Genomic DNA, 18,850 nt, shown 5'->3' with positions numbered 1-18,850 from the left:
CTGCCGGCTCACCATAGAAACGAAAGTTAGTCTGATGAAATCATTCCTGATCGATCGCTATCTGAAAGGCGGCGCTCTCCGGCTCGGCGAAGGCCCACAGCCGGAGTTGCGTGAGAACGATGTCATGGTTGAGATTCATGCCGCCGGCGTGAACCCCTTGGACAATAAGATCAGGGACGGAGAGTTCAAGGTCATCCTTCCCTACCGCCTTCCACTGGTGCTGGGCAACGATGTAGCGGGCGTGGTGGTCAGGGTCGGGGCCAATGTCCGGCGATTTAAGCCTGGTGACGAGGTCTATGCACGCCCGGCCCAGGATCGCATCGGGACATTTGCAGAGTACATCGCCATGGACGAGGCCGATGTAGCGATGAAGCCGAACAATCTGAGTATGAACGAGGCCGCATCCATTCCGCTTGTTGCCCTGACAGCATGGCAGGTGCTTGTCGAGCGGGCCAACTTGCAAAAGGGACAGAAGGTCCTGATCCATGCCGGCTCCGGTGGTGTGGGCGCGATCGCGATCCAGCTTGCCAAGCATCTTGGGGCATATGTGGCGACGACCACGAGCACACCAAATATCGCTCTTGTGAAAAGTCTCGGCGCAGACGTCGTCGTCGACTACAAGAAGGATGACTTCGAGAAAGTGCTGCAGGGCTATGACGTCGTGCTGAACAGCCTAGGGAGGGAAACGCTGGAGAAATCCCTTGCTGTTCTGAAGCCGGGCGGGAAGCTGATTTCGATTTCCGGTCCGCCCGATCCGGACTTCGCGCGGCAGAACGGTTCTGGCTGGCTGCTTCAACAGGTCATGCGCCTGCTGAGTTTCGGCATCAGGAGAAAATCGAAGCGCCGAAGGATCAGCTACTCCTTCCACTTCATGACGGCCAACGGTGGGCAGCTTGGTCAGATCACCTCCCTGATCGACACAGGTGCCATACGACCGGTAGTGGATCGGGTCTTCCCGTTCGAGAGGACCAACGAGGCGCTGGACTATGTCGAAACGGGGCGTGCCAAGGGGAAAGTCGTCGTCGCTGTGAAGTGACGTCTGGGGTCCGGTCCGATTGCCGTTAGAGGAAGCAACTACCTTTAGGAAGGCGATTAGCGCAGCGGCCAGACGGCGATCAGCGCCGGCACACTGACGATGACAATCACCACCGAAAGCGGCAGGCCGAGGCGCGGATAGTCGCTGAACTTGTAGCCGCCCGGGCCCATGACCAGCGTGTTGCACTGGTGGCCGATCGGGGTCAGGAAATCGCAGCCTGCGCCAATGGCAACCGCCATCAGGAAGGCTTCGGGGCGGTAGCCAAGCGTGGTCGCGAAACTGGCGGCGATCGGCGCCATGACCAGGACGGTCGCGGCATTGTTGAGGAACGGCGTCACTGCCATGGCGGCGAGCAGGATCAGCGTCAGCGCCCCGGCCGGCGGCAGGCCCGCGGCAATCGTGCCGAGCCAGCTGGCGATCACGTCGGTGCCCCCTGTCGTGCGCAGCGAATCGCTGACCGGGATCAGCGCTGCCAGCATCACCAAAATCGGCCCGTCGACCGACCGGTAGACGTCGCGCAGCGGAATGATGCGGAAGATCACCATGGCAAGGGCCGCGGCGAAGAAGGCGATCGGGATCGGCACGAGGCCGACGGCCGTCGAGCCCATGGCGGCGGCAAGAACGAGGAGCGGCAGCGTCGCCTTGCGGATGGTGCCAAGCAGGATCTCGCGCTGCGCCAGCGGCAGGCAGCCGAAGTCCTGCAGGAACGACGGCAGTTCACGGCGCGCGCCCTGCAGCACGACGATATCGCCGGCCCTTAAGCGAATGTTGCCGAGCCGCTGCTTCAGCCGCTCGCCCTGCCGGCTGACGGCAAGCAGGTTGATGTTGTGGTTGCTGAACAGCGCCAGGCGCTGCGCGGTCATGCCTTCGAGCGGCGAGCCGCCGCCGATCACAGCCTCGACCGCCTCGATCTCCGCGCCGGTCTTTTCGCTGGATGACGGCGAACGGTCGCCGGAGATCTTCAGCTTGGCCTGCGAGACGATACGATCGAGCGCATCCGGCCCGCCTTCGAGCAGCAGGATATCGTCGGCCTCGAGCTTGACGTCAGGCAATGGCGCCACATGCAGGCCGCGCCGGAACATCGCGGTGACGACGGCACCGCCGTCGGCAATCTTGACGAGTTGGCTCAGCGACTTGCCGATCATGGGCGTACCGGCGGCAACCACCGCCTCCGAGGTATAGTCTGTGATCTCGATCGCCGCCTGCACCGAGACATGCTGGCTCGTGCGCTGCGGCACCAGCTTGTAGGCAAACAAAAGGAAGACGACACCGACGGCAGCAAGCGTGGCGCCGACGGGGGTGAAATCGAACATGGTGAAGCTCTCGCCCGTCAACTCCTGGCGCACGCGCGAAACGACGATATTGGGCGAGGTTCCGACCTGGGTCATCAGCCCGCCGATCAGCGAGCCGAAGGCCATCGGCATCAGGAACACCGAGGGCTGGACGCCGGAACGGCGGGCAAACTGGAACGCCACCGGGATCATGATCGCCAGCGCGCCGATATTCTTGATGAAGGCGGAAAGCACCGTGACCGTGATGACCAGCAGCGCAAGCTGCGCCCGGACCGAGGAAATGTTCGGCAGAAACCGCTGGATCGCCGCATCCACGACACCGGAGCGCGCCACCCCGGCGCTGACGATAAGGGCGCTACCGACGATGATGACGATATCGTCGCTGAAACCATCAAAGGCGTGATCGAAAGGCACGATGCCAACGGCGACCGAAAGCATCAGGGCGGAACAGGCAATCACGTCATATCGAAACCGCCCCCAGATGAAGAATGCCATCATGGCGCCGATGACTATAAACGCGAGGGACTGTTCGGCGGTCATGCAATACCTGGGTTCGGCAGAAGGACTGGGCGACAGCAGAGCGCGCGACAGGCGCTTGGGGCCTGACGCACAATCCGACGGGAAGTTCACCCAAGGACTACCGCATGTTTCGCCAAATCGGAATTCGCCGCAGCGACAAATCTGGGTATGAGCGCGAAACGCATCGGGTTGGCGCGGCGAACTCGCAACCTGCCCTCTTCCCACAGCTGACGGTGGAAGGCTTGTACCAATGGGCCAGCGTGGCCATCAACGGCGAAGCTGTGGGCAAGCTGCATGTTGCCGCCGGGCCGTTCGGAAGACGGAAGGTCCTGCCCAGCAAACACGGCCGGGAGATCCCTCTCCCGCCCCTCAGACTGATGACAAAGTCATCCATATGACCTGTTCGACATTCGGGCGCCTTCACGGCGCTCAAAGCACCCTCATTCCTGTGCCCGTCACAGGAATCCAGTCAGCCCAAGTCCTTGGGCTGAAAGGTCTTTCGACCTGACAGACGTCAGCTCGCTGGATTCCGGCACAGGGCCGGAATGAGGGAGAACTGGGTGAGCCTCCCGTTAGACAGGATTCTCTGGGGTATGTCGGCAATCTAGAGCATGTCGTGCAAAAGTGCGCAGCGGCTTTGTGATGACGACATGCGCAAAAACAAGAGCTTAAAGGGCAGCAAGCGAATCCTGGAGATCGCGACGCGCTTTAGAGCCGGGAGATCCCTCTCCCGGCCCTGTGTTGGTCGATTGTTGCTGTGTCGTTCGTCGCCGACGATCAGTTGGCGGTTTCCGCCGCCTTCTCGATGAGATCGGCGACCGCCTTCGGATTGGAGACATAGACGGCGTGGCTGCCGGGCACTTCGACGACGGTTGAGCCGGCGCGTTTGGCCATCATCTGCTGGGCAGCCGGCGGGATCATGCGATCTTCACCCGCAACCAGATAGTAGCTCGGCTTGGTCTTCCAAGCAGGCTCGGTGACGGCGCCGGCCAGCGCTTCGACGCCCCACGGAACCTGGGAGTCTGCCATGAAGGCGGCCGTCTCGGCATCGACGTCAGCAGCAAACGATGCGGCGAACTTTGCCTTGTCGAGGAACAGGAAGCCATCGACCGGCGGCAGGATTGGCGGCACCGGCGCGCCGGCCGGCGGGTTGGCAATCAAGGACGAGACCGACTCGCCCTTATCCGGGGCGAACGCGGCGATGTAGACGACCGACTGCACCTTCTCATGGGTGCCGGCTTCGCTGATGACGACGCCGCCATAGGAATGCCCGACCAGCACCACCGATCCATCAGCCTTGTCGATCGCCTGCCTTGTGGCAGCGACGTCGGCGGCAAGCGAGGTCGTCGGGTTCTGGACGATGCTGACGGTGTAGCCGTCCTTCTTCAGGATGTCGTAGACACCCTTTCAGCCGGCGCCATCGACGAAACCGCCATGGACGAGAACGACGTTCTTTGCGCCTGCATCAGCGGCAAACGCGGTGGTGCCGGTGGCGGCCAGGGTGAGCGAGGCGGCGGCGGCAAGCAGAGATGTCTTCAACATTTGCGCAACTCCTTAATTTGTTAGCGCGATAGTTGTTATCGCGGTAATCATTAGATATGCCTTACGCGATCACCTGTCCAGCATTTTATTATCGCAATAATGGTTTTCGTGCTAAGCTCATGAAAAGCCACGGACTTAAATATTGGAGACGACCATGACCGAACCCGCACCGCTTCCGCTCGACAGCCAGCTCTGCTTCTCGATCTACTCGGCAGCGATCGCCATCAATCGCGCCTACAAGCCGATGCTGGACGCGCTCGGCGTCACCTACACGCAGTATCTGGCCGTCAGTACACTGTGGGAACAGGACGGCTTGAGCATATCGGCGATTGCCGATCGGCTCGGCCTGGAACCGAGCACCATCACCCCGGCAGTCAAGCGGCTCGAGGCGGCCGGTTTCCTTTCAAGACGCAGAAGCACCGTCGACGAACGGCTGGTCGAGGTTTTCCTGACAGAGAAGGGCAAGGAGCTTCACCCCAAGACCGCATGCCTCACCGACACGCTGCTGCGTCGTTCCGGATTTACCGTGCCCGAGATGATCGATCTCAACGAAAAGGTCCAGATGCTGCGCGACGGCCTCACCCGCGAAGAAGCGTAGAAACATGCAGCAATTCAAAGTGCTACAGCGAGCTTTGCGCGTCTAATGAGACACGCGGCCACCGAGGGTCCTGTCGCCATCGGCAATCGCCGCACGGAAACTTGGAAATTTCCGTTGAAGCGCTACACTTTAGAGAAAGGTGCTGGATTATCGCCCGCAGGCGCCAAAGTAAGTCGTAACGCCCTGGAAGTTGCGCATGGCGTCGGGCAGAACTCCGATCCGCCTTCTGCATAGTCGAGGACCATCGATATGAAACATGCTCTTGCCGCCCTTTCCGTCGTCCTCCTTCTCAGTGGTTGCACCACTGGTGTTCAGACCTACGGCTACTCGCCGAACCTTCAGCCGATCCCCGGCAGCATCACCTATGGCGGCCAGCCTCGCACCAAGTTGAAGAAGGCGCCGGTCGGCAGTATCGTGCCGCACCAGTTCTTCGACCAATTCGGCCGTCAGGTCTTTGAGACCTACGTGATCGAACCGGATCGCTCGCTGCGCCTCGTCAGCCGCCGCTGGAGGAGCCTCGACGTCTTCGGTGACTTCGACTGATTGCGGGGCCTACCTTGCGGCAATTGAGCTTGCCGAGGCGATCGGCTGCCTCGCCTCTTACTGGCTTCCGCCGTTGAACTGCTGCAGTACCCAATCCCTCAGCACCTGCGTTGCCGGCCGCTCGGCAGCCCGCGGACTATAGACCAGATCGTAGCGGTAGCTTTCGAGCGACAGTGCAAACGGCTGGACGAGTATGCCGGAGGCAAGTTCCTCGGCAACCAGGGTCAGGCTCAAGAGACCGATGCCCTGCCCGGCCACGACCGATTGCACCGCATGGATCTCGTCGGTGAAGGAGAGGCCGCCAGCCGGGTCGATATCGGTGACGCCTGCGTGCCTCAGCCATTGCCGCCAGACCGGCGCCCGCTCGTCGTCGCGCCGCGCCGGCCCCCAATCGAAGTGAATGAGTGTCGCCTCTCGCAGCGCATCGAGGGACATCGGCGCCAACCGCGGCGCACAGACCGGCGCGAAACGATCGGCGAAAAGCGGCTCGGAAAGCAGGCCGGGATACTGCCCGTCGCCATAGCGGATGGCCGCGTCGGCATCGGCATCCAGATCCACCGTCCTGTTCGAGGCGTCGAGGCGCAGGTTCCAGTCCGGATGAGCGTCGCGAAAGCTGCCGGCGAGCGGTGCCAGCCGCTTGGCGACGAAGGCGACGGTTGAGGTGAGCCGCGCCACCTTGGTGTCACGGCTGCGGCGCAGTTCGCCGATCGCCTGCTCGAAGCGGTCGAGCCCATCGCGTAGCACCGGAAACAGCGTCTGCCCAGCCGGCGTCAGCCGCACCTGGCGCGTGCCGCGCTCGAACAGCTTCAGCTCCAGCAGATCTTCAAGCTGGCGGATCTGATGGCTGACGGCCGTCGCCGACACGTTCAGCTCGTCGGCCGCCTGCTTGAAGCTCAAGCGGCGGGCGGCCGCTTCGAAAACCCGCAATGCGCCGAGCGGCGGCAATTTTCTCATGACGGCAACAAATGACTTGAATTCATCTGTCGGCTGAAAAATGGTCTTTTGTCAGCCGGGCGAAGCCTCATCATATTGAGTTCAGCAGCCAAGGCAACGCCGCCAAGCTGAGTTGAACTCAAGCATAGAGGGATTCCCCGTGTTTCTCGAACAGGTCATCACCAAGCCCGATCCTTACGCGCCATTCCTGCTTTCGCAGGCGATCAAGGCCAACGGTTTCGTCTTCGTCTCCGGCCAGGCCGCAATCGGCGACGATGGCGAAATCGTCGGTGAGAACGATTTCGACCGTCAGGCCGAGCAGGCCTTCCGCAATCTCGACCGCGTCCTGACTGCTGCCGGCTCCAGCCTTTCCAAGGTCGTGAAGGTAACGATCTTCCTGCGCTCGATGGAAAACTTCGGGAAGATCGTCGAGCTGCGCCGCAAATGGTTCTCGGCACCCTATCCCGCCGACAGCATCATCGAGGTCTCCTCGCTCTATTCGCCGAAGGCGATGATCGAGATCGAGGCGATTGCGCTGACCGAGGATCGTTGAGATGAACGCGCACAGCACGGTCGCCTCGCCGATCCTGACCGGAACGACGCTCAAAGGGCTGGCCTTCGGCAACCGGCTTTCCGTCGCGCCGATGACCCGCATCAGCGCCACTGCCGAGGGCGTACCGACCGAAAGGATGGCGCACTACTACCGGCGCTTCGCAAAGGGCGGCTTCAGCCTCCTGACAACTGAAGGCATCTATCCCGACAAGGCCTATGCGCAAACCTATAGGGACCAACCGGGACTTGCCGACCGGAAACAGGCGGAAGGCTGGAAGGCGGTCGTCGATGCGGTGCACGCCGCGGGCGGCCGCATCTTTGCCCAGCTTATGCATGGCGGTGCGCTCGCCCAGGGCAATCGCTTCCGCAGCGACACAGTCGGACCCTCGGCACTGCAGCCGAGAGGCAAACAGATGGTCTCCTACCACGGTGAGGGTCTCTATGCCGAGCCGCGGGAGATGGATGGGACGGAGATTGCCGAAGCGATATCAGGCTTTGCGCAAGCCGCCAGGCTTTCCATCGATGTCGCCGGTTTCGACGGCATCGAGATCCATGGCGCCAACGGCTATCTGCTCGACCAGTTCTTCACCGATTACACCAACCGGCGGCAGGATCGCTGGGGCGGCGACATCGGCAAGCGGTTGGGCCTGAGCCTCGCAGTGCTGGACGCGGTTCGCAGCGCCGTCGGCGATAAGGTGCCCGTCGGCATCCGCCTGTCCCAGGGCAAGGTCAACGACCCCTTACATAAATGGGCGGAGGGCGAAGAAGGTGCTGCCATCGTTTTCAAGGCGCTGGCCACCAGTCCCGCCGACTTCGTACACGTGACTGAGTTCGAAGCCTGGCAACCGGCCTTTGCTTCCGGCGGCAGATCGCTGGTCTCCCTTGCCCGCCAGCATGCGCCCGATCTGTTCGTCATTGCCAATGGCGGTCTGCACGATATCGCCCGCGCCGAGCAGGTGCTGCAGGCCGGCGCCGATATGATCGCGCTCGGTCGCGGCGCGCTCGCCAATCCCGATTGGCCGCGCATCGCCACTGAGAAGCGCGAGGCCCGCCCGCTAAAGCTGGAAATGCTGTCGCCGATCAGCGACATCAAGGACAGCGAGCTTCAGCTTTGAGCCAAGAGAGGCGGCGCCACAACAAGGCGCCGCCCTGGCCTGGCAGCTGACAGGCCTGCTTTGAGCGTAGGAACATCCCCAGTCCCTCATTCCGGCCTTGTGCCGGAATCCAGCGACCCGACGTCTGTCGAGTCAAAAGACCCTTCAGCCCAAAGACTTGGGCTGGTCCCGCAGTTCCTACGGAACTGCGCGAGATCTCTGTGACAAGCACAGAGATGAGGACGGTTTAGGCATTGCCATGGCAAGAACCCCTGATCCAACGTTGGCCATTGCGCCTGGTGGCGACAGCGGCCTCGCCCCCTACGCGCCCGCGACGAAGCGATACGCGGCACCGTTCCGTTCGGCCCGCCCGATGCCGGGATAGCCCCAGTGGTAGCCGAGCAGCGTCAGCTTTTCCGTTGCTGCCCGGTCGATCAGCGTCTTGCGGGTTTTCAGCGCCTGCTCCGGATCGGTATCTAAACCGAAGTGCCAGTCCGGGTGCTCGAAGAAGACAATATTGCTGGTTGCCGCATCGCCTGAGATGACGAGCCCGTTGTCGCCGGCAAGTTCCAGCGAGATATGGCCCGGCGTGTGGCCGCGCGTGTCGAGCACCTGCATGCCGGTCACGATCTCGTCGCCCGGCTTGACCAGCGTCAGGCGCTCCTTGACCGCGAAAAGATCGCGCTGCGCACCGCGGGCAAAGCCGTGCAGCGCCTTCGGCATGACCTTCTCGTAGTCGGGGTTCGTCCAGAATGCCCATTCGCGCTCCGAGACGAAATATTGCGCATTCGGAAAGGTGAGCTTGCCGTCTGCCCCGACCGTGCCGCCGGCATGATCCGGGTGGGCATGGGTAAAGACCACCTTGGTCACATCCGCCGGATTAATACCTGCAGTCGCCAGATTGGCCGCAAGCTTGCCGGCACTCGCCTGGAAATTGCCGCCCGATCCGTTGTCGACGACGATCAGGTCCCTGCCGGTGCGGATGAACGGGATGTTGGTGTGGAAGGGTGCGCCCTCAGGCGTGCCGCCGAGCCGGCGCATGATTCCGTCGCGCTCCTCCGGCGCCGCATCCGGTAGCACGATGCTGACCGGCAGCGTCAGGAAGCCGTCGCTGACGACGGCGATATCGAAAGCCCCATGGGTGAAGCGGTGGGTGTCTGCGGCGTAAACGCCCTTCGGCAGCAGCGGCAATACAGCGCCCGCTACGGAGCCGGCGAGAAAGGAACGGCGGTTGAGGCCGGAGGTTTTGTCGTCTGTGCAGGTCATGGATCGGTTCCTTCTGTTTTGAGCGAGAGCAACCGGCCGGCAGCGCGTTTCCGCGGCACCGGCCGGGGGCCGAGGGTCAAGACCGTGCAAATTCGAGCAGGTCAGCGTTGAGCTGGTCCTTGTGGGTGTCGGTGATGCCGTGCGGCGCGCCGGGATAAACCTTCAGGGTGGCGCTCGGCACCAGCTGCTTCGAAGCGCGGGCGGCCGCATCGATCGGCACGATCTGGTCGTCGTCGCCATGGATGATCAGCGTCGGCACGTCGAACTTCTTCAGGTCCTCGGTAAAGTCGGTCTGCGAGAAGGCGACGATCGAGTCATAGGTGTTCTTGTGCCCGCCCATCATGCCCTGCAGCCAGAAGCTGTCGATCATGCCCTGCGAAGCCACGGCACCCGGCCGGTTGAAGCCGAAGAACGGACCCGAGGCGATATCGCGATAGAGCTTGGAGCGATCCTTCAGGCTTGCCGCCTGCAACCCGTCGAACACCTCCTTCGGCAGCCCTCCGGGATTGCTGTCGGTCTTGACCATCAGCGGCGGCACCGCCGAGATCAATCCGGCCTTGGCGATACGGCTTGTTCCGTGACGGCCGATATAGCGGGTGATTTCGCCACCGCCGGTGGAGAACCCGGCGAGGAATATGTCCTTCAGATCAAGCGCATTGATCAGGTCGGCAAGATCGTCGGCATAGTGATCCATGTCGTTGCCGTCCCAGGGCTGAGAGGAGCGGCCATGGCCGCGCCGGTCATGGGTGATGACGCGGAAGCCGTTACTGGCGAGGTGGAAGGCCTGCGCCTCCCAGCTGTCCGATGACAATGGCCAGCCGTGGCTGAGCACGACCACCGGGCTCTCCTTTGAGCCCCAGTCCTTGCAGTAGATCTCGACGCCATCGCGGGTGATGATGCGGCTGCCCATGGTCGTTACTCCCAATGTGTCGGATGTGGTGCTTGATGCGGTTTCGGCTTTCGCCGGGCGAATGACGGCTGGAACGGCGGCGGCTGTGGCCGCGGCGCCAAAGGCAGCCGAAAGAACTGTGCGGCGCGAAAGGCCAGTGGAGACTGCTGTGGAAACTGCTTCTGCTTCAATCATTGTCCTGCCCTCTTCCATCTCGGTTGACCGGCGATCTCCGTTCCGGAGCGCTGGTTGAATTGATAGAATGACCGGCCTACCCTCTCGACCGGCAAAGCTGACAACGATGGGGGCAGAAGTGACAAAACCACTCGAAAGCGAACCGGCGGAGATCGGCATCGTCGTTTATCCGCGCGCGCTGAAGTCGGCGGTCCATGGGCTGACCGACATGTTCCAGGTGGCCGGCATGCAGGCGACAGAACAGGGCGGCGCACGCGCACCTCGCATCCGCGTCAGCCACTGGCAGCTTCAGGAGGATGGCTCGGTCGAAAAGACGCTCGACACCCACCCCGGCCCCTCCTCGGGTCTCGTCGCGCTGATCCTGCCGCCGACGCTGGCGGAGCTGCCCGTAGGCGGGCGCATGGGCCAGCTGCCCGCCTTCGTGCGCGAGCAGCATGCCGGTGGCACCACTGTCTGCTCGGTCTGCGGCGGCGCCTATCTGCTGGCGGAATCCGGGCTCGCCGCAGGTCGCACGATCACCACCCATTGGTCGCACCAGGACCTGATCGCCGATCGCTACCGCGATGTCCGTGTCGATACCGACAAGCTATTGATCGACGAAGGCGATATCATCACTGCCGGTGGCATGATGGCCTGGATCGATCTGGGGCTGAAACTCGTCGACCGGTTCCTTGGAACCAATGTGATGCTGGCAACCGCCCGCTTCATGATCATCGATCCCGGTGCCCGCGAACAGAGCTACTACAGCGTCTTTGCGCCCAAGCTCGACCACGGCGACAGCACGATCCTGAAAATCCAGCACTGGCTGCACGGCGCCAACACCAAGGGCGTGACGCTGCAGATGATGGCTGAGCGCGCCGGGCTCGGCGACCGCACTTTTCTCCGGCGCTTCCAGAAGGCGACCGGCTTCAACCCGACGGAATATTGCCAGCGGTTGAGGATCGCCAAATCACGCGACCTGCTCGAGCGCTCGCACCTGTCGATCGAGCAGGTTGCCTGGCAGAGCGGCTACGACGACACCAACGCCTACCGCAAGATCTTCCGCAAGATCCTCGGCCTGTCGCCGCGGGAGTACCGGTTGCGCTTCTCGGTGTCGGACGGCACGCGACGGCCGGCCATGGCAGGACTTGCAGCCGCCGCGCCCGCCTGATCTGCACGGCGTCGACGCCGGCATGTTTCGCCAACACGTTTTCCGGGCGCCGTTAATCGCCGCTCGGCTTTCGCCCCAAGATCTGGCGCGCGCCGCTCTTTGAAAAAGGCTGCACCAGCTGGCCGACAAAGCTGCGCGACACCTTGCCGGTGATGCCGATGTCGGTGGAGGATGGCCGGTCGGGATTGAAGTAGGTGCCGAACAGCTGGTCCCAAAGCACGATGTTTTCGCCGTAGTTGCTGTTGCCCTCGGCCATGTCCTTCGAATGGTGCCAGCGGTGAAGCCGTGGCGTCGAGAAGACCCAGTCAAGCGGGCCGGTGCGCATCTGGACATTGCAATGGGTCAGAAGGCCGGTAAAGGCGGTGACGGCACCGATCCAGAGGAAGACCTGCAGCGGCGCCCCGAGCAGATAGAGCGGCAGCTGGCTGAGGCCCACCTTCAGCAGGGAATCGACGACGTGAAAGCGGCCGGTGTTCAGCACCCAAAGCCGCGTGACACTGTGATGCAGCGCGTGGAAGCGCCAGAGCCCAAGCCGCTCATGCGCCAGGCGGTGAGCGGCATAGAGCCCGAACTCGGCAACGACCAGCCCGAGCACGACCTGGGCGAACATCGACCAATGTGCCGGCCAGATATGCGGCTGCGACCCGAAGAACGGCTGCGCGAAAATGGCGACCAGTAATGGAAAGGATGCACCGAACGCCGCCGCGATCTGCACGATCCCCTTCGTCAACATCGTATGGCCGAGATTGTTGAGCGTCTCGCCATCCGGAGCAAGCCAGGTCGGCTCATAGGGCATGATGCGCTCGAACAGCGCGATGATCGCCACCACCGAGAGGTAGACGACGTTGAACCAGGGCACCGGCGAGGATGTGGCAAAAGCCAATCCGGCTGCGGCCAGTCCGCCGAAATAAAGCGCCGGCCACAACAGGATGGAGACCAAGTATCGTAGCGGCGATGAAGAGCTAGCTTGATGAAAGACCATTATTTTTCGACCACTTTTCAGAAAATCGGAGGGATGCAATACGGCAGGGGGTTATCTCAGGAAATGTTCTAATCCTCGTCCTGCGGATGGTATCGCTCCATCAGCTCGTCGCAGGTATGCGCATGGCCATCGCTGAAACGTCCGTCGGTGCAGATCCGCCGGCGACGCTCGGCCCAACTCAATCCCTCCCGGTGCTTTCGCCAGCCGGGGTCGCCGCCGTCGTCAAGCCAGCGGCGAAGCTCCGCGCAGCTGCGCGGCCGGCCGTCACTGAAACGCCCGTCGCGGCAGGGATCCGGGCGATACTGAACGAACTGTCGCTCGAGTGCAAAGCGATCGTCGCCGCTCGCTTCGAGGCGGCTGTGTTCCATCTGGGATGACGCCCCGAGCAGGTGACATGCCAGCAGACCGATCCTGAGAAAACACATGGGATGACGCCAATCCTCATCGTTGGAGCATTGGCGGCAAACTCTACTGATTTCATTACACCAGCATTGCACTGATCCGGGGGCCGATTTCGCCCGTGCCTGCCTGGCCGTCGGCCCGGCCTGCCCCTTCTAGCATCGGCATTGCCGATCAGGCGCGGGTGATCACTACTGCATGTTTCCTCAAATCCTATTTGATTTAAGGATAAAAACAGGCAGCCATTCAAAGTGCTACAGCGACCTTTGCGCGTCTGATAAGACGCGCGGCGCTGTAGGCGCCTGACAGGAATACGACGCGAGCGGGCATCAAGGAAACGCCAGCGCGACAGCCCTGCCCTAGATCCAGCGGTCGTTCTGCGCTGTGCGCTCGCCGCCGGCATGACCGGTGTTCAAAACGCCACGCGGTTCTATCAGCAGCATCCGCACCTCGCTCTCTGCAAACGGCTTGTGCTCGACGCCTCGAGGCACGACGAACATCTCGCCAGGGCCAATCTGTACAGATCCATCGCGGAAATCGATCCGCAGGATGCCATCGAGCACGATGAACGTCTCATCCGTCTCGGGGTGGTCGTGCCAGATGAAATCGCCCTCGATGCGCACGAGTTTGAACTGGTAGTCGTTCATCTCGGCGATCACGCGCGGTTGCCACAGTTCCGCGATCATCTCCAGCTTCTCGGAGAATTTGATGGGCTTGCGGTCGGACGTCTCGATGCTTTCCGTCATGTCTTTCCTCATTTCGATGAAGTGCCAACATGCATGGAGCGCGGGCATCGATCTTGAACGATCGTGCGCAGATGGCGCGGTCTACCGCGCCGCGCGTCTTATTAGACGCGCTAAGGTCGCCGTAGGACTTGGAATTGCTGCCGACACCACGTCCGGGATGCAGGCGAATATTTCCGTATTGCCCGATAAGACGGCTGATGTATCTTGTCTCCCTTCGGCACTGGCTATGGACGTCCATGAAGGAGGTTCGAATGCATGATCTCCCGCAGACCTCGGGCAGACAATTAAGTCCGGATGACATCGAAATGCTGCAGCGGGTCTTCGACGCGACCTGCTTTGCCGCCCGCGTCCCACGCCGCGGCGAACGCGCCAACCGGCTGGCCAAATTCATCATGGATGAATTTTGCATCGGCAATGGCGACGAGCGCACGCTGCTGGAATGCGCGCTGTGGCGCGAACGGCGCCGGGTACCGCCAAGGACAGAAGAGACCGAAACCGTCGACATCTGGGTTGCCAGACCCGGCCGGCGCAGTCCGCATCAGCGCTGAGGCCGCCACAAAAAAATGCGGCCTCTCCGTGGATAACCGAGACCGCATTCAAGATTGATGTGCAATGGCTTACTCTACGCCTGTCTTGCCCGCAGGACCACAACTGCAACGGGTCGCGTGTGGCGATTTCTGACCTGCCACAGACGTTTCTCTATAACTGTCTGGTCGCGAGGCCGTCGCGGCGGCGCCCGAACGATGCAAGCTGAGAAAACAGGGCCGGCACATCCCAGAAGACGGAATTTTCAGCACCGTGGAACCACCGTTCGCGTCGCGAATTTAGCCTGCAGAACGGGAGGTTCATCATGTTTGCGTCAGATACGAAAAGACAGTTCGGCCGGTTCGTCAAAAACTGGAATACACGATACGACCTGGAGGAATTCATCGCCGCCTCCGGCCTGCCGCCGCTGGAGGCACGCGAGATTTTCGCGAAGCACGGCCCCTATAAGGTGGAACTTGACCACCTGATACATGCGTGCACGACGATACAAGCCGACAGTGAGAAATGAAGGCTCCCGCAGTCGCACCTACAGCGCCGTGCGTCTTATCAGACGCGGAAAAGGTCGCTGTAGCACTTTGAATTGCTGCATGTTTTCATCCTTAAATCGAAAACGATTTATGGAAATATGCAGTAGGGAGGTCAAAATGCAGCATCATTCCAAACACTTCGATTGTGCATTCAATCCAGCTGAGATCGCCATGCTCCAGCGGGTTCTCAACACGGCCTGCCTTGCAGCAAGGATGCCGCGCAGTGACTACCGTGCCAATCGCCTGGCGAAATTCATCATCGGCGAATTCCGCTCCGGCACACGCGACGAGGCGGCCCTGTGCGAGCGGGCTCTGTGGTTCGAGCGCAGAAGCGAGCCGTGGTCGTTGGCTCCCGAGCAGTGACGTTGCAAGGCAACAAGGATGACCGGCGCCGGCATGACCTGCTATCGCTGTCGCGCTTTGAATTACTGCATGTTTCCTTAAATCGAATAGGATTTAAGGAAACATGCAGTAGCGATCCGGGATCGTTTCGCTATTGCCGCCATCTTGACGTGCAAAAGACGCCGGGGTTGCAAAGCAACCCCGGCCAAACCTATCCTATTGTATGGCAATCGCCTTTCGGCCTATCAAGGCGTCAAACGCCCTCACCTACAGCGCCGCGCGTCTCATCAGACGCGCAAAGGTTGCTGTAGCACTTTGAATTACGGCATGTTTCCTTAAATCGAATAGGATTTAAGGAAACATGCAGTAATCGGCTACGCAAACGTAGCCTTCGTACGCAGGCAAAGGCCAGGAACCGCCACAAGATTGGTTCGCTCACTCAGGACATGTTATAAACGCTCATGACCCAAACAGAAGAAGACCTTGAGCTTTCGGAATTGTCCGGCGAGTTTGCCGACGACGACGTCGTTGTTCATATCCGCATCTCGCGCCCGACGGGCTCCAATCTCGACTGGACGCTCGAGGTGATCGACGAGGAGGGCTACTCCACCGTCTGGGAAGATTCCTTCCCCACCGACCGCGACGCCTACGAAGAATTCCTCGCCACGATCGAACGCGATGGCATCCACACGTTCACCGAACATCCCGTCCAGACGCTTCATTAGGCTGGCCCGGTTGGACTGAGCCAATCGAACCATTTCCGCGGCCCCCTTCACGCCTCATGCTCTCACGCGCACATCAGTGACAGCGGCAGCTTGCCGCTGTCACGTTGCTTGGCTCACCCCTGTTCGGCCAAGGCAGAGCAGCAGCTGCGAACGACACCATCACCCCTTTCCGACAATGACGAATATGATCCGCCTTATCGCCTCGGCAAAGCTGACGCCAAGCGCCATCGCCGCTATGCCGGTAACACCAAGGGCGCCGATGCCCATCAGCTTCCAGCGTTTGACGTCGTCGGTCACCGGCTTCATCTCTGCAACGTCACCACCAAGCGTCGAGACCGAAGCCTCGAGATCACCGACGCGATCGACCAACTGGTCCATCCGCTGATGGACGCCCGCCCGACTGCTCGTCGCCTTATCCTCGGCACGTTGTGCGCCCTCCTCGATCCGCCGGATCGATTCCTGCAGACCGCGCATGCCCGCGACCAGCTCTCCGAGCTGGCGGTGCACGCTGACATCGATTTCAGCTGGAGACATCTTGACGCCCTCCGTGCCTTGCGCAGTCCGCCTTTGACCAGACTGCCGCGGCGCAGAGACCGACGACAGTGCGGTCGATCTTGCGCTGATCTGCCGGCGTCGCGCCGCGCGCGCCGACAAGGTCGACGCCGACGACGCTTTTAAGGCCGGTCACAGTCTTCGGCGCCGAAATCCCATAGCCCGCCAGCGCGAAGACAGGAATCGTAATCAAGGCGCATCTTTCGAGCGCGGTTCGCAGCGTCATCATTCTGCCTTTCAATCGCATGAAGAACGGACCGGGCGCCGTCCGCCCGGATCTCGAGTACGGCCCAGGTGACGGCAGCGAGCACAAGCCCGCCGAAAAGGATCTTTGGCCGGGCGATCATGCCGGATCGAGCCGCTTGCGAACGAAGAGGAAGGCGCCGATTGCGAAGGCAGCAACAATGATGCCGGCAAACACCCATTGCAGCGGGCCACTTCCGGTCAACGCAAAGCCGAGCGAGGACAGAATGCCCGCGAGCCAGGAGATATTCTCCTTTGTTCCGCTTCGGGCGGCTTCGGCGCGGCGATAACGGTGTTGGAGGCCACGAACTCGCCCTTGGCCCAAAGCCCGGCTTCGGCAGCTCGGCGATTGACCAACCCCTTCACGCGCTTGCCGCCGGCAATTGACCCATTTCATAAGCTCGCCCGGCACAGCGTCATAGTCGCCGCCATTCAGTTTGTTCAGCAAAGTCGATTTGCCGAGGCGACCGGTGTTGAAATCGAACGAGACAAGCACGGCGAACTGGTTGTCGGAAAGCGGCACCTTAACGAGACGCAAGACCCGTTCCTCGAATGTCGCCAAATCCGCCCTCAGGATATCGTCTGCCTGCGCCTCGGAGATCACCATTCCCGGCGTCACCGCCGGAGCGCCCGCGGCGCTGGTATGGCCATAGCCGATGGTCCACACACCGGCGACGTCCCGATAGGCCTTCGTCTTCAGACCTTCCCACTGCTTGACGAGCGCAAGGCCCGCCGCGTTGATGCGTCGGTTCATGTTCATGTCGTTTGTCCTGTTTAGATTGGGAGCCAGAAGCAACGGTAATGTGTTGCTACAGCGCCGCGCGTCTTATTAGAGGCGCAAAGATTGCTGCAGCACTTTGAATTGCTGCATGTTTCCTTAAATCGAATGGGATTTAAGGAAACGATCAAAGGGGAGATCTAGCCATGATGGATGCCGCATTCGTGAAGATGACCGCTTTGGTCATCGTGCTTGTCAGCTGTGTCATCATGGTGCAGCCCTACTGACAAGCGGCAATTCGCGGACAACATCTGTCGCGGCGCCTGCATCGCAGGGTCGCCGGTAACAGCCGCGTCCGACCGAATAGGACATGCGGACTCTCGCCGGTTTGGAGCCTTCCCAGGAAAAGTGCGAAGCGGTTTTCCGTCAGGAAATGCGTCGAGACAAAGAGATAGAGCGTTTCTACGACTCCGTTTAGACCGGAAACGCACTAGGAGACAGAGGGGGGCTTGGACGGCGACAACGAACCCAGCAACGTCTTGAGGCTTTCGCTGTCGGGTAGGCGTTTCTCGCCTCGGTCGTCACCGCATCTCGAGCGCAGGCCACGCAAGAACTGGGCGACATCGACGAGTTCACCGATCTCCACCCGCACCTGCGCCTCGATCGTCCTGTAGATCTCTTCGAGCTCTGCCGCTTCCCCCACATCGACAGAGCCGGAAAGGGTTGAAACCCTCGCCTTGAAATCATCCAGCAGCCCATCGAACTCGCTGGCGTCACGCGCAGCCTTGGCCTCCAGGCTCGCAATCAGCATGTCGAGAATATCCAAGTGCCGCCGCTCCACCGATTGCAGGTCGAAGGCCGCACGCAGGTCCTTGCGGGTGCGTTCGCCCTTGCGCAGATGGGCCTTGAGGCGGACGCCGTTCTCCGCGCAACGCCTCCTGATTTCATCAACGGAGAATTGGCCCTCCGCCAACTGGTCGAGAAAGGGCCGGATAAGCGCCGGTGGCGCAGTGATGTTCAGCGCTGCCGAATAGAGCGCCAAGTCGATCGAAGCATCCGGCATACGCTACCTCCGCCTCATAGGGGCCTCTGGACGCCAGACTAACAGCATCCCCAAAACGCAAGCGCAGTTTTGTCGACAATGCTTTCCTATTTGTTAAGCAGAATCACCGATCGTCCGCGTCGCGACATGAAAGTCGTCGGAGCAAGACCATGAGCTACGATTGGACCGGCGGACGCCGCCGCCGCATCACAGTGGCCAAGTACGGAGCCGCTCTCGCACTCGCGACACTTCTGGCAGTGCTTGCGGCCTCAATCGCCGTTTAGGCTCTGGACCCAATAATTTTGGCTGACATCTGATTTAGATTCTTCGCTGAAGGATCCGATGAGTGGTTTGTTCTTGTGGCTCTAGGGTCAAAACCCAATCAAGCCATTGAACATTCTTCGTTGCCATGATTCAAT

The 18,850-nt window shown here is 61.2% G+C and carries 22 protein-coding genes and 1 pseudogene; 11 read left to right on the top strand and 12 right to left on the bottom strand.

Translation table 11 applies throughout. From position 1 onward, the window contains the following. The first annotated feature begins 34 nt into the window (after nucleotides 1-34). Complete coding sequence (locus IB264_RS09420; RefSeq protein ID WP_025427449.1) at nucleotides 35-1,036, top strand: NADP-dependent oxidoreductase; 1,002 nt, start codon at nucleotides 35-37, stop codon at nucleotides 1,034-1,036. A 56-nt stretch (nucleotides 1,037-1,092) separates the two neighbouring features. Here IB264_RS09420 and IB264_RS09415 read toward each other — a convergent pair whose 3' ends face one another. Beyond that, entirely contained in the window at nucleotides 1,093-2,868 is a 1,776-nt protein-coding gene (locus IB264_RS09415) for an SLC13 family permease (protein ID WP_025427450.1), read from the bottom strand. 104 nt (nucleotides 2,869-2,972) lie between these two features. On the opposite strand from IB264_RS09415, the gene IB264_RS09410 reads away from it, so the two are divergent. Beyond that, on the top strand, nucleotides 2,973-3,245 hold the full coding sequence (locus tag IB264_RS09410; RefSeq protein ID WP_025427451.1) for a hypothetical protein: 273 nt from the start codon (nucleotides 2,973-2,975) through the stop codon (nucleotides 3,243-3,245). A 379-nt stretch (nucleotides 3,246-3,624) separates the two neighbouring features. Here IB264_RS09410 and IB264_RS09405 read toward each other — a convergent pair. Next, a pseudogene (locus IB264_RS09405) lies at nucleotides 3,625-4,389 on the bottom strand (alpha/beta hydrolase). Nucleotides 4,390-4,543: 154 nt separating this feature from the next. Between IB264_RS09405 and IB264_RS09400 the strand changes: the two are divergent. Next, nucleotides 4,544-4,987 carry a MarR family winged helix-turn-helix transcriptional regulator gene (locus IB264_RS09400; protein ID WP_025427453.1) on the top strand — a complete coding sequence of 148 codons (444 nt, stop codon included), beginning with the start codon at nucleotides 4,544-4,546 and terminating at the stop codon, nucleotides 4,985-4,987. A gap of 249 nt (nucleotides 4,988-5,236) precedes the next feature. Further along, nucleotides 5,237-5,530: a hypothetical protein gene (locus tag IB264_RS09395; protein ID WP_025427454.1), complete on the top strand. Its 294-nt coding sequence runs from the start codon at nucleotides 5,237-5,239 to the stop codon at nucleotides 5,528-5,530. Between the two features lie 57 nt (nucleotides 5,531-5,587). Here IB264_RS09395 and IB264_RS09390 read toward each other — a convergent pair whose 3' ends face one another. Further along, nucleotides 5,588-6,484, bottom strand: a complete 897-nt coding sequence (locus tag IB264_RS09390) for a LysR substrate-binding domain-containing protein (RefSeq protein WP_025427455.1) — start codon at nucleotides 6,482-6,484, stop codon at nucleotides 5,588-5,590. A gap of 139 nt (nucleotides 6,485-6,623) precedes the next feature. Here IB264_RS09390 and IB264_RS09385 point away from each other — a divergent pair, with 139 nt between their 5' ends. Continuing rightward, complete coding sequence (locus IB264_RS09385) at nucleotides 6,624-7,016, top strand: RidA family protein (protein WP_025427456.1); 393 nt, start codon at nucleotides 6,624-6,626, stop codon at nucleotides 7,014-7,016. A gap of 1 nt (nucleotide 7,017) precedes the next feature. Next, nucleotides 7,018-8,130 carry an NADH:flavin oxidoreductase gene (locus tag IB264_RS09380; RefSeq protein WP_025427457.1) on the top strand — a complete coding sequence of 371 codons (1,113 nt, stop codon included), beginning with the start codon at nucleotides 7,018-7,020 and terminating at the stop codon, nucleotides 8,128-8,130. Between the two features lie 300 nt (nucleotides 8,131-8,430). Here the strand turns inward: IB264_RS09380 and IB264_RS09375 are convergent, their stop codons facing one another. Then, nucleotides 8,431-9,375, bottom strand: coding sequence for an MBL fold metallo-hydrolase (locus IB264_RS09375; protein WP_192433321.1), 945 nt, complete (start codon nucleotides 9,373-9,375; stop codon nucleotides 8,431-8,433). A 76-nt stretch (nucleotides 9,376-9,451) separates the two neighbouring features. Further along, the gene (locus IB264_RS09370) at nucleotides 9,452-10,459 is read right to left on the bottom strand and encodes an alpha/beta fold hydrolase (RefSeq protein WP_025427459.1); all 1,008 of its coding nucleotides are present in this window, start codon (nucleotides 10,457-10,459) and stop codon (nucleotides 9,452-9,454) included. 118 nt (nucleotides 10,460-10,577) lie between these two features. Between IB264_RS09370 and IB264_RS09365 the strand changes: the two genes are divergently transcribed. Further along, nucleotides 10,578-11,609 carry a GlxA family transcriptional regulator gene (locus IB264_RS09365; protein ID WP_239637573.1) on the top strand — a complete coding sequence of 344 codons (1,032 nt, stop codon included), beginning with the start codon at nucleotides 10,578-10,580 and terminating at the stop codon, nucleotides 11,607-11,609. 52 nt (nucleotides 11,610-11,661) lie between these two features. Here IB264_RS09365 and IB264_RS09360 read toward each other — a convergent pair whose 3' ends face one another. The 3 genes from IB264_RS09360 to IB264_RS09350 all read right to left on the bottom strand — a co-directional run bounded on the left by IB264_RS09360 (nucleotide 11,662) and on the right by IB264_RS09350 (nucleotide 13,736). Continuing rightward, complete coding sequence (locus IB264_RS09360) at nucleotides 11,662-12,591, bottom strand: sterol desaturase family protein (protein WP_038576195.1); 930 nt, start codon at nucleotides 12,589-12,591, stop codon at nucleotides 11,662-11,664. A gap of 68 nt (nucleotides 12,592-12,659) precedes the next feature. Then, a complete protein-coding gene (locus IB264_RS09355) occupies nucleotides 12,660-12,959 on the bottom strand; it encodes a hypothetical protein (protein ID WP_156407972.1) in 300 nt (99 codons plus the stop codon). 390 nt (nucleotides 12,960-13,349) lie between these two features. Continuing rightward, nucleotides 13,350-13,736 (bottom strand): cupin domain-containing protein, encoded by a 387-nt coding sequence (locus tag IB264_RS09350; protein ID WP_038576197.1) that lies wholly within the window; start codon nucleotides 13,734-13,736, stop codon nucleotides 13,350-13,352. Between the two features lie 251 nt (nucleotides 13,737-13,987). Here IB264_RS09350 and IB264_RS09345 point away from each other — a divergent pair, with 251 nt between their 5' ends. From IB264_RS09345 to IB264_RS09330, 4 genes are all read left to right on the top strand, one after another. Further along, nucleotides 13,988-14,284, top strand: coding sequence for a hypothetical protein (locus IB264_RS09345; protein WP_025427464.1), 297 nt, complete (start codon nucleotides 13,988-13,990; stop codon nucleotides 14,282-14,284). Nucleotides 14,285-14,586: 302 nt separating this feature from the next. Continuing rightward, nucleotides 14,587-14,790, top strand: a complete 204-nt coding sequence (locus IB264_RS09340; protein ID WP_025427465.1) for a hypothetical protein — start codon at nucleotides 14,587-14,589, stop codon at nucleotides 14,788-14,790. Nucleotides 14,791-14,926: 136 nt separating this feature from the next. Next, a complete protein-coding gene (locus IB264_RS09335) occupies nucleotides 14,927-15,172 on the top strand; it encodes a hypothetical protein (RefSeq protein ID WP_025427466.1) in 246 nt (81 codons plus the stop codon). Nucleotides 15,173-15,612: 440 nt separating this feature from the next. Next, nucleotides 15,613-15,876 carry a hypothetical protein gene (locus IB264_RS09330; protein ID WP_025427467.1) on the top strand — a complete coding sequence of 88 codons (264 nt, stop codon included), beginning with the start codon at nucleotides 15,613-15,615 and terminating at the stop codon, nucleotides 15,874-15,876. 159 nt (nucleotides 15,877-16,035) lie between these two features. On the opposite strand, the gene IB264_RS09325 is transcribed toward IB264_RS09330, so the two are convergent. The 4 genes from IB264_RS09325 to IB264_RS09310 form a co-directional block, all read right to left on the bottom strand. Further along, nucleotides 16,036-16,410, bottom strand: coding sequence for a DUF1515 family protein (locus IB264_RS09325; protein ID WP_038576200.1), 375 nt, complete (start codon nucleotides 16,408-16,410; stop codon nucleotides 16,036-16,038). Further along, nucleotides 16,397-16,654 carry a hypothetical protein gene (locus tag IB264_RS09320; RefSeq protein ID WP_025427469.1) on the bottom strand — a complete coding sequence of 86 codons (258 nt, stop codon included), beginning with the start codon at nucleotides 16,652-16,654 and terminating at the stop codon, nucleotides 16,397-16,399. Before IB264_RS09320 ends, IB264_RS09325 begins: the two co-directional genes overlap by 14 nt. Nucleotides 16,655-16,771: 117 nt before the next feature. Continuing rightward, a complete protein-coding gene (locus IB264_RS09315; RefSeq protein WP_375154960.1) occupies nucleotides 16,772-17,431 on the bottom strand; it encodes a lysozyme in 660 nt (219 codons plus the stop codon). Between the two features lie 448 nt (nucleotides 17,432-17,879). After that, nucleotides 17,880-18,452, bottom strand: a complete 573-nt coding sequence (locus tag IB264_RS09310; RefSeq protein ID WP_025427471.1) for a hypothetical protein — start codon at nucleotides 18,450-18,452, stop codon at nucleotides 17,880-17,882. Between the last annotated feature and the right edge of the window lie 398 nt (nucleotides 18,453-18,850).

Origin of the sequence: Ensifer sp. ENS11 (assembly GCF_014851895.1) — a bacterium.
GTDB classification, from domain to species: Bacteria; Pseudomonadota; Alphaproteobacteria; order Rhizobiales; family Rhizobiaceae; genus Ensifer; species Ensifer canadensis.
Note: the sequence above shows the minus strand (reverse complement) of the source record. Positions and strands in the feature narration are given on the sequence as shown.

Bases quoted from the DNA above. Each gene is read 5' to 3' on its own strand.
- IB264_RS09410 (WP_025427451.1), top strand. From the start codon at position 2,973: ATGTTTCGCCAAATCGGAATTCGCCGCAGCGACAAATCTGGGTATGAG.
- IB264_RS09370 (WP_025427459.1), bottom strand. From the start codon at position 10,459: ATGATTGAAGCAGAAGCAGTTTCCACAGCAGTCTCCACTGGCCTTTCG.
- IB264_RS09315 (WP_375154960.1), bottom strand. From the start codon at position 17,431: ATGAACATGAACCGACGCATCAACGCGGCGGGCCTTGCGCTCGTCAAG.
- IB264_RS09340 (WP_025427465.1), top strand. From the start codon at position 14,587: ATGTTTGCGTCAGATACGAAAAGACAGTTCGGCCGGTTCGTCAAAAAC.
- IB264_RS09375 (WP_192433321.1), bottom strand. From the start codon at position 9,375: ATGACCTGCACAGACGACAAAACCTCCGGCCTCAACCGCCGTTCCTTT.
- IB264_RS09420 (WP_025427449.1), top strand. From the start codon at position 35: ATGAAATCATTCCTGATCGATCGCTATCTGAAAGGCGGCGCTCTCCGG.
- IB264_RS09325 (WP_038576200.1), bottom strand. From the start codon at position 16,410: ATGTCTCCAGCTGAAATCGATGTCAGCGTGCACCGCCAGCTCGGAGAG.
- IB264_RS09355 (WP_156407972.1), bottom strand. From the start codon at position 12,959: ATGGAACACAGCCGCCTCGAAGCGAGCGGCGACGATCGCTTTGCACTC.
- IB264_RS09395 (WP_025427454.1), top strand. From the start codon at position 5,237: ATGAAACATGCTCTTGCCGCCCTTTCCGTCGTCCTCCTTCTCAGTGGT.
- IB264_RS09390 (WP_025427455.1), bottom strand. From the start codon at position 6,484: ATGAGAAAATTGCCGCCGCTCGGCGCATTGCGGGTTTTCGAAGCGGCC.
- IB264_RS09360 (WP_038576195.1), bottom strand. From the start codon at position 12,591: ATGGTCTTTCATCAAGCTAGCTCTTCATCGCCGCTACGATACTTGGTC.
- IB264_RS09330 (WP_025427467.1), top strand. From the start codon at position 15,613: ATGACCCAAACAGAAGAAGACCTTGAGCTTTCGGAATTGTCCGGCGAG.
- IB264_RS09310 (WP_025427471.1), bottom strand. From the start codon at position 18,452: ATGCCGGATGCTTCGATCGACTTGGCGCTCTATTCGGCAGCGCTGAAC.
- IB264_RS09415 (WP_025427450.1), bottom strand. From the start codon at position 2,868: ATGACCGCCGAACAGTCCCTCGCGTTTATAGTCATCGGCGCCATGATG.
- IB264_RS09320 (WP_025427469.1), bottom strand. From the start codon at position 16,654: ATGACGCTGCGAACCGCGCTCGAAAGATGCGCCTTGATTACGATTCCT.
- IB264_RS09380 (WP_025427457.1), top strand. From the start codon at position 7,018: ATGAACGCGCACAGCACGGTCGCCTCGCCGATCCTGACCGGAACGACG.
- IB264_RS09345 (WP_025427464.1), top strand. From the start codon at position 13,988: ATGCATGATCTCCCGCAGACCTCGGGCAGACAATTAAGTCCGGATGAC.
- IB264_RS09350 (WP_038576197.1), bottom strand. From the start codon at position 13,736: ATGACGGAAAGCATCGAGACGTCCGACCGCAAGCCCATCAAATTCTCC.
- IB264_RS09400 (WP_025427453.1), top strand. From the start codon at position 4,544: ATGACCGAACCCGCACCGCTTCCGCTCGACAGCCAGCTCTGCTTCTCG.
- IB264_RS09335 (WP_025427466.1), top strand. From the start codon at position 14,927: ATGCAGCATCATTCCAAACACTTCGATTGTGCATTCAATCCAGCTGAG.